The organism is Mycolicibacterium aurum (assembly GCF_900637195.1).
GTDB lineage: Bacteria > Actinomycetota > Actinomycetes > Mycobacteriales > Mycobacteriaceae > Mycobacterium > Mycobacterium aurum.
Genome location: NZ_LR134356.1, coordinates 1,154,480 through 1,173,134 on the forward strand (window position 1 = coordinate 1,154,480; position 18,655 = coordinate 1,173,134).

The following is an 18,655-nucleotide window of genomic DNA, read 5'->3' on the forward strand; positions in this document are numbered from 1 at the left end:
GCGTCACCGCGGTTCTCCCCCCAACTTGGCAGCCGGAATCCCCCGCATGGGGGAGGCGCCCGGATGTGACGTGGGACACCATTTGATACGTGCAGCCCACACAGCAGAAAGCATGGCGTGCCGGTCGGTTCTGGTGGGACTGGCCCGCACAACACGATGCGGACGCGAAGTCCCTCGCGAAGCTCCACGCGGTGATCTTCGACCTGGATGCCCTCGCCGACGTCGAGGGCGCTGGGCACCGCCGCGCCTTCAACGCCGCGTTCGCAGCGCTCGGCCTCGACATCGCATGGTCGGTCCCGCGGTACCGGCAGCTGCAGGCGCTCACCGATGAACGGCGGCGCGTCGCCGCCGAACTCCGCAAACGTGGCGTCAGTACGGAGTGCGACGTGCTCGCCGAGTTGCTGGTCGACGAGATCTGCATGACCAAGGCGATGGTCCTCGACGAGACGATGCGCGACGCCGACATCGCGCCGAGGCCCGGGATGAGCGACCTGATCCTGGAAGCGCACGGTGCCGGCGTGGGCATCGGGATCGTCAGCAGCGGCAGCCACACCTGGGTGGAGCCGCTGGTGCGACAGCTGATCGGCGACGGAGTCGCGGGCGCGGTCGTGACCGCCGATGACACCCCCCGGACCGAGCTGTACCGGGCGGCGCTGGGCGAACTCGGCGCCACCGCACACGATTCACTTGCGTTCGCGGGGTCGCAGTTGAGTCAGCGCGCGGCCACTGCCACCGGGTTGGCGACGGTGCTGGTGGATGAGGCCGCTGCCCCGCTGCGCGTGGCCGATTGCCAGCGCGCACACGACTCGTGGTGGCAGACGCACCGGAGTTCGTCAGCGGCGTAGCGCCTATCCTTCACGGGTGGGCACGGGGCGACTGCGCAATGCGCCGCAGACGCGCGCCGACATCCTCGATGCGGCCCGGCGGAGATTCGGGGCCGAGGGCTACCAGCGCACCACGCTGCGGGCGGTGGCCGGGGATGTCGGGGTCGATCCGGCGCTGATCATCCGCTACTTCGGCAGCAAACAGGAACTGTTCGCCGAGGCGGCGGAGTTCCGGGTCGACATTCCCGACCTGAGCGCCGTCGACGCCGACGACGTCGCCGATGCGTTGCTGTCGCGCTTCTTCGCGGTGTGGGAACAGGACACCACGTTCCTCGCTCTGCTGCGGGCGGCGATGACCAGCGAGTCCGCGGCCGAGACGATGCGACAGGTTTTCGTCACCCAGGTGGCGCCGGCGCTGGCCGCCGTCACCCCGGACCATCCGGCACAGCGCGCCGGCCTGCTGGGTGCCTTCGTCATCGGTTTGGCCACAACACGTTACGTGCTGGGCAATCCGGGGGTCGCCACCCTCGGCCACGACGAGCTGATCCGCTTCGCCCGCCCGGTGATCCGGCAACTGCTGTTCGGGCCGGTCTCCGACTGAACCTCCCCCGCCGAGTCTGAGCTTGTGTGCGACTTTCCGCCGAAATCTCGCACACAACCTCAGTTTCGGCGCCACTGTCAGCCGCGGAGCGCCTCGATGATCGCGCTGAAGTCCTTGTCGGCATTGGCCTTGGTGAACTCTGCGTAGATCTCGGCGGCGTGGGTGCCGAGCGGCGCCGACGATCCGGTCGAGTTCACCGCGTCCATCGCCAGACCGAGGTCCTTGTTCATCAGCGCGGTGGCGAAGCCGGGCTTGAAACCGTTGTTGGCCGGCGACGTCGGGACGGGGCCGGGCACCGGACAATTGGTGTGCACCGCCCAGCAGTTGCCCGTCGCTCCCGTGATCACGTCGAACAGCGACTGCGCCGGGAGCCCGAGCTTCTCGGCGAGCACGAACGCCTCGCCGATGGCGATCTGCTGCACCGCGAGCACCATGTTGTTGCACAGCTTGGCGGCCTGGCCCGCGCCGGACGCGCCGCAGTGGATGATCTTGCCCGCCATCGGTTCCAGGACCGGGCGGGCCCGTTCGAACGACTCGTCGTCGCCGCCGACCATGAACGCGAGCGTGCCCGCGGTCGCGCCCTTGATGCCGCCCGAGACCGGTGCGTCGATGTGCGCCAAGCCGTGCCCGACGGCCTGGTCGTGCAGCGAGCGCGCGTCGTCGACGGAGATGGTGGAGGTGTCGATCAGCAGTGCGCCGGCCTTGGCGGCAGGCAGGATCTCCGCATACACCGCCTTGACGACACCGCCGTTGGGTAGCGAGGTGATCACCACGTCAGCGTCGGCGACCGCCGCCGCGCCCGTGTCGAACACGGTCGCGCCGTTGGCCTGTGCCGCTTCGGTCAACGCCTGCACCGGGTCGAAGCCGTGCACGGTGTGCCCGGCCGACACCAGGTTGGCCGCCATCGGCCCGCCCATGTTGCCGAGCCCCAGGAACGCGATCGTCGTCATGTGACTCCCTCGTCTCAGGACGCGCGGGCCCGGGCGGCAGCTGCCCGCCCGATGACCACGCGCATTATTTCGTTGGTGCCCTCCAGGATCCGGTGCACGCGCAGATCGCGGACGATCTTCTCCAGCCCGTATTCCTTGAGGTAGCCGTAACCGCCGTGCAGCTGCAGCGCCTGATCGGCCACGTCGAAGCACACATCGGTGACGTGGAGCTTGGCCATCGCGCACAGCTCGACCCGGTCGGGGTGGTCGTCGTCCAGAGCCGTTGCGGCACGCCACAGCAGCGCGCGCGACGTCTGCAGCTTGGTCGCCATGTCGGCCAGCGTGAACCTGATGGTGGGTTCGTCGAGCAGAGAGCCGCCGAAGGCCTGCCGGTCGGACAGGTACGCGGCAGCCTTGTCGTAGGCGATCTGAGCGCCGCCCAGCGAGCAGGCGGCGATGTTGATGCGCCCGCCGTTGAGGCCCTTCATCGCGATGCCGAACCCGGTGCCCTCGCCGTCGGTGCCACCGAGCAGCGCGTCGGCGGGAACGCGGGCACCCTCGAAGATCACCTGCTTGGTGGGCTGGGCGTTCCAGCCCATCTTCTGCTCATCGGCGCCGAAGCTCAGGCCGGGCGTGTCCCTGGGCACGACGAACGCCGAGATGCCTTTCGGACCTTCGCTGCCGGTGCGCGCCATCACGACGTAGACGTCCGAGGAACCGGCGCCGGAGATGAACTGTTTGACACCATCGAGCACCCATTCGTCCCCGGATCGAACAGCCTTGGTGCGCAGCGCACCGGCGTCCGATCCGGCGCCCGGTTCGGTCAGGCAGTAACTGGCGATGGCGTCCATCGACGCGAGCCGAGGCACCCACTCCTTGCGTTGCTCCTCGGTGCCGAAGCTGTCGATCATCCACGCGCACATGTTGTGAATCGACAGGAACGCCGCCACGGTGGGGTCCGCGGTGGCCAGCTTCTCGAAGATCCGCACCGCGTCGATACGACGCAGTCCACTGCCGCCGACGTCCTCGCGGCAGTAGATGGCGGCCATGCCGAGTTCGGCGGCCTCGCGCAGCACCTCGACGGGGAAGTGGTGCGTCTCGTCCCATTCCAGCGCGTAGGGCGCCAACCGTTTCTCGGCGAATGCCGCTGCGGTCTCGGCGATCACACGCTCGTCGTCGTCCAGACCGAAATAGTCCATGTGCGCGGTTATTTCATGGTGGGAATGGAGAATTCAGCGCCATCCTTGATGCCCGACGGCCAGCGCTGCGTGACGGTCTTGGTCTTGGTGTAGAACAGGATCGAGTGCGGCCCGTGCTGGTTGAGGTCGCCGAAGCCGGACCGCTTCCAGCCGCCGAAAGTGTGATAAGACACCGGAACCGGGATCGGCACGTTGACGCCGACCATGCCGACCTGCACCCGCGAGACGAAGTCCCGAGCGGCGTCGCCGTCGCGGGTGAACACCGCGACGCCGTTGCCGTATTCGTGCTTGGTGGGCAGGCTCAGTGCTTCTTCATAGTCCTTGGCTCTTACGATGCACAGCACCGGGCCGAAGATCTCGTCGGTGTAGATCGACATGTCGGTGGTGACGTGGTCGAACAGGGTGGGCCCGATGAAGTAGCCACCCTCGAGGCTCTGGTCGTCGAACGTCAGCTCGTCACTTGCCCGTTCGCGACCGTCGACCACCAGGTCGGCGCCCGCCGCGACGCCCTGGCCGATGTAGTCGCGCACGCGGTTGAGCGCGGCCTCGGTGACCAGCGGTCCGTAGTCGGCCTTCGGGTCGAGGCTATGGCCCACCCGGAGTTCCTTGACGCGTTCGACGAGCCTGGCCCGCAAGCGATTCGCCGTCTCTTCGCCGACCGGCACTGCGACGCTGATCGCCATGCACCGTTCGCCCGCGCTGCCGTAGCCGGCGCCGATGAGTGCGTCGACCGCCTGGTCGAGGTCGGCGTCGGGGAGGATGACCATGTGGTTCTTGGCGCCGCCGAAGCACTGCGAACGCTTGCCGTTGGCCGCGGCGGTGGCGTAGATGTACTGCGCGATGTCGGACGAGCCGACGAACCCGACGGCCTGGATGTCGGGGTGGTGCAGGATCGCGTCGACGGCTTCCTTGTCGCCCTGGACGACCTGGAACACGCCGGCGGGAAGCCCGGCCTCCAGGAACAGCTCCGCCAGGCGCACCGGCACCGACGGGTCCCGCTCGGAGGGCTTGAGGATGAAGGCGTTCCCGCACGCGAGGGCGGGACCGGCCTTCCACAGCGGGATCATCGCCGGGAAGTTGAAGGGCGTGATGCCGGCGACCACGCCGAGCGGCTGGCGCAGGGAGTAGACGTCGATACCGCCGCCCGCGCCCTCGGTGTACTCACCCTTGAGCAGGTGCGGGATGCCGATCGCGAACTCGATGACCTCGATGCCGCGCTGGATGTCGCCCCTGGAGTCGGCGATCGTCTTGCCGTGCTCCTTGGACAGGAGTTCGGCCAGCTCATCGGTGTTGGCGTTGACCAGCTCGACGAATTTCATCAGCACGCGGGCACGGCGCTGGGGGTTCCAGGCGGCCCATTCCTTCTGGGCCTCGACGGCCGAGGCCACCGCGGTGTCCACGTCGGCCGCGGCGGCCAGGACGACCTGTGCCTGCACCTCGCCGGTGCTCGGATACAGCACGTCGGCTGTGCGGGTGGACGCCAGCTCGCTGCGCTTGCCGTCGATGAAGTGGGGGATCCGTGTGGTCATGCTCGAGCCTTCCAGAGACGCGTCGGCGTGAATACTTGGATATCCTAGTAATGCCCCGGGTGGGTTGGCAAGGACGACTTCACTGCGCGGTGTAGCCGCCGTCGACCCTGATCGTGGTGCCTGTGACGTACTGCGCGTCGTCGGACACCAGGTAGGCGATCGCTGCGGCGACGTCTTCGGGTGTTGCCAACCGCCCCAACGGAATCCGCGCCACGACATTCCGCTCGGCCTGAACGGGGTCCGGTGTGCCCGCCACCCAGGCGTCGTAGAGGGGCGTTCTGGTCATTCCCGGTGCGACATCGTTGACCCGGATCCCGCGTGGGGCGAGCTCGACCGCCGCCGTCAGGGTGAGGGCCTGTACCGCCCCCTTGGATGCCGCGTACACGCCCATGGTCGGCACTCCCGCGACGGCCAGCCGGGACGTGATGTTCACGATGGAACCGCCACGGTCCATCAGTGCGGCCGCCGCCTGGATCATCGTGAGGACGGCGAAGGTGTTGACCTCGAATGTGCGTCGGACGGCGGCAAGGGGAGTGGACACCAATTCGTGCGTGTGGTCGACCGCGGCACCGTTGACCACCCCATCCAGGCTGTCGAACGCATCTCGGCACGCGTTGACCACCGCCTCTGGTGCGCCGGGTTCGGTGAGGTCGGCGCCGAGGAACCGGACGCCGTCGCCGAGAGACTCGCGCAGCCGGTCCCCCCGGTCCCGATCTCGGCCCGTGGCCAGCACCCGGGCTCCTTCGGCGTGCAGGCGCGTCACCGTCGCCAGTCCGATTCCCGACGTTGCGCCGGTGACCACGACGGCCTTGCCTGCCAACCGGTCAGACATAGATCGTCACGGAAGCTTGCGCGCTATCTCGTGCGCTCCCTCGATCACCTGGGCGCCGGCGTGTTCCAGATTCTCCGGCGTCAGGCGATGGGTGAGGAAGCTGATGCTCAGGGCGTAGCGGGACGGTCCGCCGTTGGCAGCGGGCACCGCGGCGGCGACACAGGTGAGTTCCTCGGCGGCTTCTTCCCGGTCGACCGCGAAGCCCAGCTCCCGGATCTCCTTGATCTCCGCCGCCATCTTCTTCATGGACGTGATGGTGTGCGGCGTGAGCGCCGGCAGGCCCGCGGAGGCCGCGATGTCGCGCCAGACGCTGTCGGGCATGCTCGCCATCAACGATTTGCCCAGCGCCGAGGCGTGCCAGGGATCGGACTGCCCGACGTCGCTGACCTTCTTGACGGCACGTCTGCCTTCGACGACCTCGAGGATGACCACGCTCCGGTCCTTGTGCACCGCGAAATTCACCGTCTCGTTGAACTCCAGCATCAGCCGCTCCATGGTGGGCCGTATCGCTTCGGAGGGCACCTGGCCGGAGAACGCGCGTTGTCCCAGCCGGAAGATTTCCCACCCGAGCCGGTATTGCGCCGTGTTGAACCGTTCGACGTATCCGAGGGCGGCAAGGCTGTTCAGATAGCGCAACACTGTGGCCTCGTTGAGCTCTGTGCGCCTTGATATTTCGGTCAGGTTGCCGTTCTCGGCGTCTGCCACCGCGCTGAGGATCCGCGCGGTGCGCTCGACGCCGATCAGGTTCGAACCCTTCTCGGATCGCGCCTCCGTTTTCACCCAGTGAAGGTTACCAGTACCCAGTGATGGAGCCGCCGGACCGTCGCCCGATGTTCAGGTTCCTGTTGACAGGTCGATTGCGACACCCTAGATTTTCATTCAACGAAGTCAGATATCACTGAATGAAATTCCGCCATCGAAGGAGATGCCATGACCGCCGCAGCCGACAACCGTTCATCGAAGGTCGACGGTGCTGGCATCCTGGCCTCACAGGGCCTGCTGCCCGCCGACGACTACACGCTCGCGACGTCGGCGAAGGCATTCGACGACGGCGGCAGCTATCGGCTGGAAATCTCCGGTGTCGAACGGCTTTCCACGCTCGAGGCGCTCCTGGACGAAGCTGACAAGCACGACGTCTTCATTCACCGCATCATCGCGTTCGGCGGCGGCACCACCCTGCTGACCACCGGCGAGCTCGCCGAGGTCTCCGGCCTCGCCGCGGAGAACGGCATCGAGCTGATCGCGGTCCCCGGCCCCAGAACCGGGTGGGACCTCGGGCGCCAGGCGCTCAGTACCGAGGGGCAGGCAGGTGGACGCCGGGTGCGCGGCCTGGACAACGTCCGGTACCTGCTCGACGACTACCTGCGGATCTTCTCGACAGGCATCCGCGGCGTCCTCGTCTGGGACGAGGGTGTTCTCGACATCCTGAACAAGGCGCGCGATGCCGGGCACATCCCGGCCGATGCGAAGTTCAAGATCTCCGTGTATGCGGGCCATGCCAATCCGGCCTCGATCAGGATCCTGCAGGACCTCGGTGCCGACAGCGTCAACCCGGTGGGCGACCTGAGTCGCCCGATGCTCGCCGCCATCCGGCGGTCCGTCGACATCCCGCTCGACGTCTGGGCCGAGACCTTCGAATCCTTCGGCGGGATGAACCGGCTGTGGGAAGCCGGCGACATCGCCCGCGTGGCCGGGCCGGTCTACTTCAAGATCGAGCCGGGCGAGTCCGAAGCCGTCATGTACAACGGCTGGGTCCGGCCCGAGTTCCACGAAGAACTCATCCGGCACAAGGTGCGCCACGCCGCGATCCTCAACGAACTCGTCCGCACCAGCTCTGACGACGTGGCGGTGTCGCCACGGCCGCGCACCGCCACCGCTGCCCTCACCAACTGACCCGATGACAGATACCGGCACCCCTCGCCGTCGGGCCGCGATCATCGGCTCGGGCAACATCGGCACCGACCTGATGCACAAGCTGCGCCGGTCGCACGCGCTGGACGTGGTTGCCATGGCCGGAATCGACCCGGGCAGCGACGGACTCGCCAGAGCAGCCGCGCTCGACGTCGCGGTGACGGCGGCGGGGGTGGACGGGCTCCTCGACATGAGCGTCTTCGACGGCGTCTCGGTGATCTTCGATGCCACCAGCGCCCCGGCGCACCACGCGAACTACGCGCGTCTGCAGTCCACCGGACGGCTGGTCATCGACCTGACCCCCGCGGCGATCGGCCCGTTCGTGGTCCCGGCGGTGAACTTGGCCGGCCTGACCGAGCATCGCAATCTCAACATGGTGACCTGTGGCGGCCAGGCCACCATCCCGATTGTCGGGGCCCTGTCGGCGGTGACCCGGGTGCACTACGCCGAGATCGTCGCCTCGATCTCGTCGCGGTCGGCGGGTCCGGGGACGCGGGCCAACATCGACGAGTTCACCGACACCACCGCCCGGGCGATCGAGACAGTGGGCGGGGCGGAGCGCGGCAAGGCGATCATCGTGCTCAACCCGGCAGAGCCGCCGATGATCATGCGCGACACCGTGGCGGCGTTGGTGTCCACGACGGACACGTCGACGCTCACCGCGGCGGTGACGTCCATGGTCTCCGCTGTCGCACAGTACGTTCCGGGTTACCGGCTCAGGCAGGACGTGTTGATCTCTGCGGTCCCGCCGCGGGATCCGCGCCGCAGGCTCGTCGGCGGTACCGAGCGCGAGCTCCTCCAGGTCACGGTTTTTCTTGAGGTGGAGGGCGCCGGGGACTATCTGCCCGCCTACGCCGGAAACCTCGACATCATGACCGCCGCCGCCGTTCGCGTCGCCGAGGTGGCGCGATGACCACCTCGATCTACGTCCAGGATGTGACGCTACGGGACGGCATGCACGCGGTGGGCCACTCGTTCTCTCTGGCCGACACCACGCGCATCGCTCGCGCGCTCGACCTCGCTGGGGTGGCCGCCATCGAGGTGGCCCACGGGGACGGACTCGCCGGCGGCGGGCTCACCTACGGAGCCGGCGCGCACACCGACGCCGAATGGATCTCGGCGGTCGCCGACGTCATTCGACATGCCCGTCTCACAACGCTTCTGATCCCCGGTATCGGCACGGTCGAGGATCTGCGCGCCGCCGTCGACGTGGGCGTCACCTCCGTACGGATCGCCACGCACTGCACCGAGGCCGACATCGCGCAGCAGCACATCCGCATTGCCCGCGAACTCGGCCTCGACGTGGCGGGCTTTCTGATGATGTCGCACATGGCCGAGCCCGATCAGCTTGCGGCGCAGGCGAAGATCATGGAGGACGCCGGTGCGCAGTGCGTCTACGTCACGGATTCGGGTGGGCGTCTGACCATGACCGAGATGCGGGACAGGGTGCGGGCCTACCGGACGTCCCTGAATCCCGATACCTCGATCGGCGTGCACGCCCATCACAATCTCGCACTGGGAGTGGCCAATTCGATCGCGGCGGTCGAGGAGGGTGCGCAGCGCGTCGACGCGTCCCTGACCGGCCTCGGCGCAGGCGCGGGTAACTGCCCGCTCGAGGTCTTCATCGCCGTCGCCGAACTCAACGGCTGGAAGCACGGTTGCGACCTGTTCGCGCTGATGGACGCCGCCGACGACATCGTCCGGCCCCTGCAGCAGCGGCCCGTGAGGGTAGACCGGGAGACGCTCACGCTGGGCTATGCCGGCGTGTACTCCAGCTTTCTGTTGCACGCCGAACGCATCGCCGCCGAAGTCGGTGTCGAACCCCGCGACCTGCTCGTCGAAGCCGGTCGCCGGTCGATGGTCGGCGGACAGGAAGACCTACTCACCGACCTTGCACTCGATATGAGGAGGTGAGGACGTTCTTTTCCGCCTATGTGCCCCGCAATGGCAGCTGGGCACGTGGACACACAGTTGGCCCGCGATCGACACAAATCCACGAGAGATGAACGACTATGGAGAACGTCACTCAGTCCTTGCACCCTCGACGGCCGGTGAACACGCCGTCCGCTCCGCCCACCGAGGCGTCTCCGCCCGGCAGGCGGCGTAACCATGGACTCAAAGAGAACACCCTCGGTGTCCCCAGCATCTTCTTCTACATCATCGCCGCCGCGTCGCCGCTGACCGTCGTCGTCGCGCTGTACCCGATCATCATCGGAGCCGGTAACGGCGTCGGCATGCCCGGCGCGTTCGTCATCGCGGCGGTGGTGCTCATGATCTTCGCGGTCGGGTACGTCGCGATGAGCCGGCACGTCACCAACGCCGGCGCCTTCTACGCCTACGTCACGCTCGGGCTCGGCCGCGTCGCCGGCCTCGGGTCGGCGTCGCTGGCGATCTTCGCCTACAACGCCATCCAGGCCGGCCTGTACGGCGGATTCGGTTACTACGCCGCCGAACTGCTCAACCCTGCACTCGGGGTGAACATCCCCTGGTGGGTGTACGCGTTCGTCGGTCTGCTGCTCTGTCTGGGCCTGGGCATCCAGGGTGTGCATTCGGGCGCCAAGGTGCTCGGAGTGTTCATGACCCTGGAAGTCACGATGATCACGGTGCTCAGTGTGTTCAGTCTGTTCGGCGATGACGTTCCCGTGTCGGACTTCTCGCTGGAGCCGTTCAATCCGAGCGTGGTGCTCGGCGGGGCGCTGGGCGTGGCATTGATGTTCGCGCATGCATCGTTCATCGGGTTCGAGGGATCGGCCATCTACGGCGAGGAAGCCCGCGATCCGGCTCGGACCATTCCCCGCGCGACGTACCTGTCGATCGCTTTCATGGGCATCCTGTATGCAGTGTCGGGCTGGCTCATCATGAACGCGCTCGGGCTGGACAAGGTGGTGGCGATCGCCACCGACACGGGCGGCAACTTCATCTTCGTCGCCAGCGACACGATCATCGGCCACAACATCTCGCTGCTGTTCCAGATCCTGATCGTCACAGCGACTTTCGCCGCCATCGTCACCTTCCACAACAACGTCTCGCGGTACCTGTTCTCGCTCGGCCGCCAGACGCTGGTGTGGAAACCCCTGGGGTGGACGCTGCCGCGGCGGCAGACGCCGTGGGTGGCCTCGATCGTGCAGAGCCTGATGGTCGGCGTCGTCGTCGTCGCGTTCGCGATCGCCGGGCAGGACCCCTTCGCCACGTTGTTCACCTGGGCGACGGGGATCGGCACCATCGGCGTGATCCTGTCGCAACTGGTCGCCGGGATCGCGATCTTCGTGTTCTTCCGGAAGTCGGACGTCGACAAACGCCGATGGAACACCGTGGTGGCACCGATCTTGGCCATCATCGGCCTGAGCGGCTTCTTCATCCTGACGCTCGACAGCCTGGACATCCTGCTGGGTGTGCACGGCGCAACGGCCGCGCTGATGCTCTCCCTGGTGTTCATCGCTCTCGTGGCGGGTCTGGCATACGGCAACTACCTGCGGGTATTCGCACCGGAGAAGTACGCCATGGTGGGCAGGGCGCTCAACGAACGCGATGTTCCCGAGCCGGCGCCCGAAGCGGTGCAGTAACCATCTCTTAGCGAAAATCCCCGACCCGACCCGGAACTGCTGGGTACATTTGTACGCATCGATAAGTACAAATGTTCCTAACGAAAGGGCCATCGTGACCTCCGCTCCCCGGCGTGCACGTCGTCATGATCCGAACAGAAAGGAGCGCATCGTGGAGTCGGCGCTGACGGTGCTCGCGCGCGACGGCGTCGCCGGCATCACGCACCGGGCCATCGGCGAGGCCGCCGACATCCCTCTCGGCTCGATCACCTATCACTTCGCCACCCTGGACGACATCGTCAAACTCGCGTTCCAGACTCACGTGGAACGCCTGGCGACGCGATTCGAGGAGCGGCTGGCGTCGTGTGACGGGGACGCGGACCTCATCGAGTGCATCGCGTCGGCGATCACCGACGATCTCGCTGCCCACCCGAACGAACTGGCCGTGACGTACGAGTTGTACGGCGACGCGGTGCGACGGGCGGACAACAAACGCATCACCCAGGCGTGGATGGAGCGTGCCGAGGACGCCCTGGCCCAACATTTCGACCGCGCCACCGCCCGCCTGCTCGACGTCGTCATCGAGGGACTGATGGTGCACATGTCCATTGCCCAACAACCGATTTCCAAGGATGCGGTACGCGCGCTCCTGACCACGGCAGCCAACGCAGGCCCAGCCGCCACCGAATAGCCCCACAACCACTGGATAGGACTCGACATGACCCTGCACAGCAAGATGTTCATCGACGGCAGCTGGACCGATGCGTCCGACGGCGTGGTCGACCAGGTGCCTGCCCCGGCGACCGGGGAGGCGTTCGCCGAGATCGCCCACGGCACCGTCGCCGACGTCGACCGGGCGGTGGCCGCCGCCCACGCCGCATTTCCCGACTGGGCACGAACGCCGGTCGGGGAACGAGCCCGGGCATTCCTGAAACTCGCCGACCGGATCGAAGAGGACCAGCGCACGCTCGCCGAGATCGAATCGCGCAACGTCGGCAAGCCGATCGGGCTGGCGCTCGAAGAGATGGAGATGATCCCCGATCACCTGCGGTTCTTCGCCGGTGGCGCCCGCACCCTGGAAGGGCGCGCGGCCGCCGAGTTCGTCCGCGGCAAGACCAGCATCATCCGGCGCGACCCCCTGGGTGTCGTCGGCTCGGTGGCACCCTGGAATTACCCACTGCTGATGGCCATCTGGAAGATCTCGCCGGCGCTGCTCACCGGCAACACCCTGGTGCTCAAGCCCTCCGAGCACACCCCGTTCTCGGTCCTGCGCCTCGCCGAACTGGCCGCCGACCTGTTCCCCGCCGGGGTGTTCAACGTCGTCACCGGAGACGGCGAGGACGTCGGCGCGCGGCTGGTCTCGCACCCCCTGGTCCGGATGTCCTCCCTCACCGGCTCCGTCGACACCGGCCGCGCCCTGATGCATGCCTCCGCCGACTCCAACCTCAAGCGGTTGCACCTCGAGCTCGGCGGCAAGGCGCCGGTCCTGGTGTACCCCGACGCGGACATCGCACTCACCGTCGCCAAGATCATGGAGGGTGCGTTCTGCAACTCCGGCCAGGACTGTATGGCGGCCTCGCGCGTCTATGTGCACGACTCGGTCCACGACGATCTGGTCTCGGGTCTCGAAAAGGCGGTCAAGGAACTCGATCTCGGTGACATCGCCGACGAGAACACCGCCATGGGGCCGGTGATCACCGCCGACCACCGGGACCGGGTCGAGGGATTCGTAGCCCGCGCGAAGGCCACCGGCCACACCGAACTGATCCAGGGCGACAACCCCGGCACCGGCTTCTACACCGCCCCCACCGTCGTGGTCGGCGCACGCCAGGGCGACGAGATCGTCGGCACCGAGGTGTTCGGCCCCGTCACCTCCGTGACGAAGTTCGGCGACAATGACGACGTCATCGCCTGGGCCAACGACACCGAATACGGCCTCGCTGCCTCGGTGTTCACCCAGGACATCGGCCGGGCCATGACCGCGTCCAGTGACCTGCAGTTCGGCACCGTCTGGGTCAACGACCATCTGCCCGTCACGCCGGAGATGCCCCACGGCGGGTTCAAGCAGTCGGGCAACGGCAAGGACATGTCGGTGTACGCGCTTGAGGAGTACACCGAGATCAAGCACGTCATGATCAACCGCGAGAGCGCGTGACATGACCGTCAGTGCCATCAACATGTTCCGGCTGCGGCCCGGGGTGACCACAGCCGATTTCGAAAACTTCTCGGTGGAACTCGACCGGCCCCGATGCCTGGCTCTCGACGTGGTCCTCGGCTTCGAGGTCTACTTCGTCGACGAGGCCGACCCTTCCGACATCGACGTCATCGAGGTGATGACGGTGGCCTCCTGGCCGGAGTGGGAGAGGGTCCGAGACTCCGCACCCGAGCTCGCAGACGTCGTCGCGCGCTTCGGCGAACTCGTCGAGCCGGGCAGCGTCACCACCGTGCTCACCCGCAATTCCCCTCTATCCCAGGAGATCTAGATGCCATCCGACTATGACGCCATCATCATCGGCGCGGGCCACAACGGCCTCGTCACCGCGAACTACCTGGCCCGCGCCGGCAAGAAGGTGCTGGTACTCGAGGCCAGGGACGTCGTCGGCGGTGCCTGCGTGACCGAGGAACTGATCCCCGGGTCGAAATGGTCGTCGTGCGCCTTCATCGCCGGCCTGCTGCGGCCGGAGATCATCGACGAACTCGAGCTGAGCAGGTTCGGCCTCGACCTGTACCAGGGTGACGCGTTGTCCTTCAGCCTGTTCCGTGACGGCACCTCCTTCACCATGTGGAAGGAGACCGACCGGACACTGCGCGAACTCGAGAAGCTCAACAAGAAGGACGCCCAGGCCTTTCTGGACTTCGGGGTCCGGTTGCAGCGGTTCGCCGGTCTGGTCACTCCCTACCTGCTGAAGCCGCCACCGGAGCGCTCCGAGGTGTTCGCGGCCTTCGAGGCCGCCGGCGAGCAGACCCTGTTCGACGAGTTCACCCTGCTGTCGGTCCGCGATCTGCTGGACCGGTACTTCGAGGACGAGCGGCTCAAGAGCATGCTCACCTTCTTCGGGATGGTGTCGATCTTCGGCGGGCCGTCGACACCGGGTACCGCGTACACCTACGGCCACCACTCCTGGGGTGAATTCAACGGCAATTTCGGGCAATTCGGTTTGGCGCGCGGTGGCATGGGCGCGATCAGCGAGGCACTGGCGGCCGGGGCGCGACACCACGGCGCAACCATCCGTACCTCGTCACCGGTGGACAAGGTGATCGTCGAACGGGGGGTGGCCACCGGGGTCCGGTTGCGGGACGGCTCATCTGTCACGGCAACGCAGGTGTTCTCCAATGCCGACCCCAAGCGCTCGATGCTGGGGTTGCTCGATCCGGGCGTGCTGTCACCGAAGCTGGTCCGCGACATCGAGAACATCGACACCCGCGGTTCGATGGCCAGGATCCATCTCCTGATCGACGAACTGCCGCAGTACCTTCCGTTCACCGACGCATCCGCGGGCCCGCAGCACCACGGACACCAACTGCTGGGCCCCAGCCGGGAAGCCTTCGAGGAGGCTTACGAGGCGCAACGTCGGGGCACGTTCCCGAGCACCTTCGTCATCGAGGCCGTCACCCAATCGGTCACCGACGACTCGCTGGCCCCCGCGGGCCTGCACACGATGACACTCGGCATTCAGCAGCTGCCCTCGGAACTGACCGGAACCACCTGGGCCGCCGAGAAGGAGAAGTGGGCCGACCTGGTGCTGGAGGATCTGTTCGGCTACGCGCCGAACCTTCGCGATCACATCCTCGACCGGGTCATCATCACCCCCGACGACCTGGACAACGAGTACCTGATCACCGACGGCAACATCTTCCACGGCAGCATGATGCTCGATCAGTTGTTCGGCGCCCGGCCGCTTCCCGAGTTGGCGAACTACCGGACCCCGGTGCGCAACTACTACCTGTGCGGCTCTGGTACGCATCCCGGCGGTGGCGTGATGGGGGCCAACGGACACAACGCCGCCAAGGTTGCACTCGCTGACGCCGCAGGGGTGTTGGCGCCCAAGGTGGCTCCGCGCTTGTCGGGCGGGAAGGCGCCCTGGCGGCAACGGACCGTCGGCGCGCTCATGTCCACCAAACCGGGCCGTTGGTTCGGCTACCAGGCCGCCCGCCAGCCTGCGCTGCGCAAGATCACCGCCTACGCCGCCCGCGTGCGGTGAGCACACCGCCGGGCGGCTTGCGCAGCGCCAAATGGTTTGCCGGACAGAACGTTCCCGGCTTCGTCCACCGCTCTGCCATGCGGGCGTCCGGGTTCTCCCGGATGGCGTTCGAGGGTCGCCCGATCGTCGGCATCTGCAACTCGTGGTCTGAGGTTGTGAACTGCAACATGCACTTTCGGGGCCTGGCGGACTCGGTGCGGCGCGGCGTGCTGGCGGCGGGCGGATTTCCGCTGGAGTTCCCCACCATCTCACTGGGTGAGCAGTTGATGAAGCCCACCACCATGTTGTTCCGCAATCTGATGGCGATGGATGTCGAGGAGTCGATCCGCGCCTACCCCTTCGACGCCGTGGTGCTGCTGGGTGGCTGCGACAAAACGGTGCCCGCGCAGCTGATGGGTGCCGCCAGCGCAGACGTTCCCGCGATCGTGCTGACCGGTGGGCCCGCCGCGCCTGCCGTCTTCCGGGGCAAGCAGCTCGGGGTCGGCACAGACCTGTGGGAGTACATCGACGACGTGCGGGCGGGCCGGATGTCGATGGCCGACTACGAGCAGTTGGAAGCCGCTGCCGGACCGTCGCGCGGGCATTGTCCGGAGATGGGCACCGCTTCCACGATGGCCACCATCGTCGAAGGCCTGGGCATGACACTGCCGGGCACCGCGGCGGTGCCCGCCATGGACTCACGCCGGCTCCAGGTGGCCGAGGAATGCGGCGCACGGGCCGTCGGCCTGGCCCTCGAGCAGCTCCGGCCGTCGCACGTCCTCACCGCCGAGGCCTTCGACAACGCCATCACGCTGATGCTTGCGGTGGGGGGCTCCACCAACGCGATCGTGCACCTGCTGGCCATCGCCGGCCGGGTGGGAGTGCCGTTGTCCCTGGACCGTTTCCACGAACTGTCCGCACGGACGCCGCTCGTGGTGAACGTCCGACCGGCCGGACAGCATCTCGTCGAGCAGGTCTTCCACGCCGGCGGAATCCCGGCGGTCATGAAGTCGGTGGAGTCCCTGCTGCACACCGGCGCTCTCACGGTCACCGGCAAGACCGTCTCGGAGAACCTGCCGCCGAGCCCGGCCGCGGACACCACGGTCATCGCGCCGCTGAGTGCGCCGTTCCAGCCGGCGCAGGGCCTGGCGGTGGTGCGCGGCAACCTCGCCCCCAACGGTGCGGTGATCAAGTGCAGCGCGGCCACTCCGGAACTGCTGACGCATCGTGGTCCTGCGTTGGTGTTCGAGAACATGAAAGATCTGCTGGCGCGCTTCGACGACCCCGATCTGGACGTCACCGCGGATTCGGTACTGGTGCTGCGCAACGCCGGCCCGCGCGGCGCGCCCGGAATGCCGGAATGGGGTCAGTTGCCGATCCCCACCAAGTTGCTCAAGCAGGGCGTCACCGACATGGTGCGGATATCCGATGCCCGGATGAGCGGAACCGCTTACGGGACATGCGTTCTGCACGTCAGCCCGGAGTCGGCAGCGGGAGGTCCGCTGAGCCTGCTGCGTGACGGTGACATGATCACCCTGGACGCCCGTGCGGGGAAACTCGATGTCGCACTGACGGACTCGCAGTGGGCGGAGCGACAGGCCGAATGCGATCGCGCCGCGGTGCCGCGCCCCGCGCGCGGGTACGCCGCCATGTACGTCGACCGGGTGTTGCAGGCCGACAGGGGCTGCGACTTCGACTTCCTCGTCGGGCGCTCGCAGAACCCGGCAGACGAACCAGACGCGGTCTTCGACGGCTGGGTGGGCGGCTGGTGAGAGCCGGATTGGTCACTCCCGGATCACGACGGAGTTGCCGACGCCGATGAAGGGGTCGCTGCACGAACCCGCACGACCACCACTGGTCGTCTTGTTGCAACTGGTAATCGGAATCCCGAAGATCGTGACGTTGAAGTCGACCTTGAAGGTTGCCTGAGGGCTCGTGATGTAGACGGCTTCGGACAGGCCCCCGATGGGGAAGTAGTAGATCATCTCGAAGGACTGCAATCCGCCCGGCGGGATCCGCGTCCCGACGGCAGGAGGGTTGTACAACTTGTCGCCGAAGTCGGGGTTTTCGTACCCGGTGACGTTCACCCAGTGGCTGGTCTGGTTGGAGACGAGAAATGCGGTCGTGACCGGCGCGGGCGAGGAAGTGAGCGGAGGCACCTCGGTCAGGACTTTGAGCACGGTTCGGTTGGGTTGAAACCCGAAGCCTGCTATCACATCACTGTAAGTGAGGCCGCGGTCATCGACGGCGACGGTGACGGTGTCGGTGTAGGCCCCGGCCGGGGCGTTCGCCGCTCGTTCGTATGTCCAGATTCCGTTGGAATCAACCGTGAGCCGGCCGAAAGCGCCTTGTTGTTCTACGAAGTAGCGTAATTCGTCCCCGTCGGGGTCGGTGGCGTTGAGGGCCCCGATCACCACCCCCCGCTCCGGTCTGGTGATCAACTGCTTCGGATCAGCGATCGGTGCACCGTTGAGGTAGAAGTGTTCATACTTGCGGTAGATGGAGTTCAGGATTCCCAGCAGGAACGTCTTGAGCCGCGGCGAGGCCGGACCCTCGGCTACCTGTTGCGGCAGGGTCTCGCCGAACAGTTTGAGCAGGCGGGCCGCACGCGGGGTGGGAGGCGTCGGCGGCGTTGAGATCGCGGCGGTGGAGGCGGCCGTCGGCACCACAGTGGAGATATCGGCACTTGGCGATGTCGCGACCTCGGGCGCACCGAGGTCCACTTCGGTATGTGCGCCGCGAGGTGGTGAGTCATCCTCTGCCGGTTGAGGTTCGGAGGTGTCGATGGAACCGGGTATGTCCACCTCGGCCTCTGCCTCCACCTCGCCCCGATCCGAGTCGGAGTGATCCGAGAGCGTCGGTGTCTCTGAATCAAGTGTTGCTGAGGGTGTTTCGAGCTCTTCGGCCGATTCGTCACTCTCGGAACCGCTGTCTGCGTCAGGTGTGGAATCCGCGGAAGTCACCCCATCTCCGTCAGCTCCGGACGTCGACGGCGTATCGGAGTCGTCGCCGGTCGTGTCGCTGTCCTGCGGAGAGTGGGAAGCTGCGGTCGACGTGTCACCAGACTCTTGCGAAGACGCTGCGGCTACCCCCGCCGTTCCGGTCGC

At 66.9% G+C, this 18,655-nt stretch carries 17 protein-coding genes; 11 read left to right on the plus strand and 6 right to left on the minus strand.

Annotated features, from left to right (window positions below):
• Positions 1-89: 89 nt before the first annotated feature.
• Positions 90-845 (plus strand): HAD family hydrolase, encoded by a 756-nt coding sequence (locus tag EL337_RS05595; RefSeq protein WP_048630072.1) that lies wholly within the window; start codon positions 90-92, stop codon positions 843-845.
• A gap of 16 nt (positions 846-861) precedes the next feature.
• Entirely contained in the window at positions 862-1,425 is a 564-nt protein-coding gene (locus EL337_RS05600) for a TetR/AcrR family transcriptional regulator (RefSeq protein WP_048630073.1), read from the plus strand.
• A 77-nt stretch (positions 1,426-1,502) separates the two neighbouring features.
• Here the strand turns inward: EL337_RS05600 and mmsB are convergent, their stop codons facing one another.
• The 5 genes from mmsB to EL337_RS05625 all read right to left on the minus strand — a co-directional run bounded on the left by mmsB (position 1,503) and on the right by EL337_RS05625 (position 6,694).
• A complete protein-coding gene (mmsB, locus tag EL337_RS05605; RefSeq protein ID WP_048630074.1) occupies positions 1,503-2,375 on the minus strand; it encodes a 3-hydroxyisobutyrate dehydrogenase in 873 nt (290 codons plus the stop codon).
• Positions 2,376-2,389: 14 nt separating this feature from the next.
• Positions 2,390-3,553: an isobutyryl-CoA dehydrogenase gene (locus tag EL337_RS05610; protein ID WP_048630075.1), complete on the minus strand. Its 1,164-nt coding sequence runs from the start codon at positions 3,551-3,553 to the stop codon at positions 2,390-2,392.
• An 8-nt stretch (positions 3,554-3,561) separates the two neighbouring features.
• The gene (locus EL337_RS05615; protein ID WP_048630076.1) at positions 3,562-5,082 is read right to left on the minus strand and encodes a CoA-acylating methylmalonate-semialdehyde dehydrogenase; all 1,521 of its coding nucleotides are present in this window, start codon (positions 5,080-5,082) and stop codon (positions 3,562-3,564) included.
• A 79-nt stretch (positions 5,083-5,161) separates the two neighbouring features.
• Positions 5,162-5,914 (minus strand): SDR family NAD(P)-dependent oxidoreductase, encoded by a 753-nt coding sequence (locus EL337_RS05620; protein ID WP_083442893.1) that lies wholly within the window; start codon positions 5,912-5,914, stop codon positions 5,162-5,164.
• 6 nt (positions 5,915-5,920) lie between these two features.
• A complete protein-coding gene (locus EL337_RS05625; protein WP_048630077.1) occupies positions 5,921-6,694 on the minus strand; it encodes an IclR family transcriptional regulator in 774 nt (257 codons plus the stop codon).
• A 150-nt stretch (positions 6,695-6,844) separates the two neighbouring features.
• Here EL337_RS05625 and EL337_RS05630 point away from each other — a divergent pair, with 150 nt between their 5' ends.
• The 9 genes from EL337_RS05630 to EL337_RS05670 all read left to right on the plus strand — a co-directional run bounded on the left by EL337_RS05630 (position 6,845) and on the right by EL337_RS05670 (position 17,320).
• On the plus strand, positions 6,845-7,807 hold the full coding sequence (locus tag EL337_RS05630) for a hypothetical protein (RefSeq protein ID WP_048630078.1): 963 nt from the start codon (positions 6,845-6,847) through the stop codon (positions 7,805-7,807).
• Positions 7,808-7,811: 4 nt separating this feature from the next.
• Complete coding sequence (locus EL337_RS05635) at positions 7,812-8,738, plus strand: acetaldehyde dehydrogenase (acetylating) (RefSeq protein WP_048630079.1); 927 nt, start codon at positions 7,812-7,814, stop codon at positions 8,736-8,738.
• Entirely contained in the window at positions 8,735-9,739 is a 1,005-nt protein-coding gene (dmpG, locus tag EL337_RS05640) for a 4-hydroxy-2-oxovalerate aldolase (protein ID WP_048630080.1), read from the plus strand. The genes EL337_RS05635 and dmpG overlap by 4 nt, the downstream gene beginning before the upstream one ends.
• Positions 9,740-9,876: 137 nt before the next feature.
• Positions 9,877-11,388, plus strand: a complete 1,512-nt coding sequence (locus tag EL337_RS05645; RefSeq protein WP_048630081.1) for an APC family permease — start codon at positions 9,877-9,879, stop codon at positions 11,386-11,388.
• A 151-nt stretch (positions 11,389-11,539) separates the two neighbouring features.
• Positions 11,540-12,058, plus strand: a complete 519-nt coding sequence (locus tag EL337_RS05650) for a TetR/AcrR family transcriptional regulator (RefSeq protein WP_048630082.1) — start codon at positions 11,540-11,542, stop codon at positions 12,056-12,058.
• A 27-nt stretch (positions 12,059-12,085) separates the two neighbouring features.
• On the plus strand, positions 12,086-13,522 hold the full coding sequence (locus EL337_RS05655) for an aminobutyraldehyde dehydrogenase (protein WP_048630083.1): 1,437 nt from the start codon (positions 12,086-12,088) through the stop codon (positions 13,520-13,522).
• 1 nt (position 13,523) lies between these two features.
• Positions 13,524-13,850, plus strand: coding sequence for a RedY/HapK family protein (locus tag EL337_RS05660; RefSeq protein WP_048630084.1), 327 nt, complete (start codon positions 13,524-13,526; stop codon positions 13,848-13,850).
• A complete protein-coding gene (locus tag EL337_RS05665) occupies positions 13,851-15,569 on the plus strand; it encodes a phytoene desaturase family protein (protein ID WP_048630085.1) in 1,719 nt (572 codons plus the stop codon).
• Complete coding sequence (locus tag EL337_RS05670) at positions 15,566-17,320, plus strand: dihydroxy-acid dehydratase (protein WP_048630086.1); 1,755 nt, start codon at positions 15,566-15,568, stop codon at positions 17,318-17,320. The genes EL337_RS05665 and EL337_RS05670 overlap by 4 nt, the downstream gene beginning before the upstream one ends.
• 12 nt (positions 17,321-17,332) lie before the next feature.
• On the opposite strand, the gene EL337_RS05675 is transcribed toward EL337_RS05670, so the two are convergent.
• On the minus strand, positions 17,333-18,511 hold the full coding sequence (locus EL337_RS05675; protein ID WP_157866268.1) for a cadherin-like domain-containing protein: 1,179 nt from the start codon (positions 18,509-18,511) through the stop codon (positions 17,333-17,335).
• Positions 18,512-18,655: the final 144 nt, after the last annotated feature.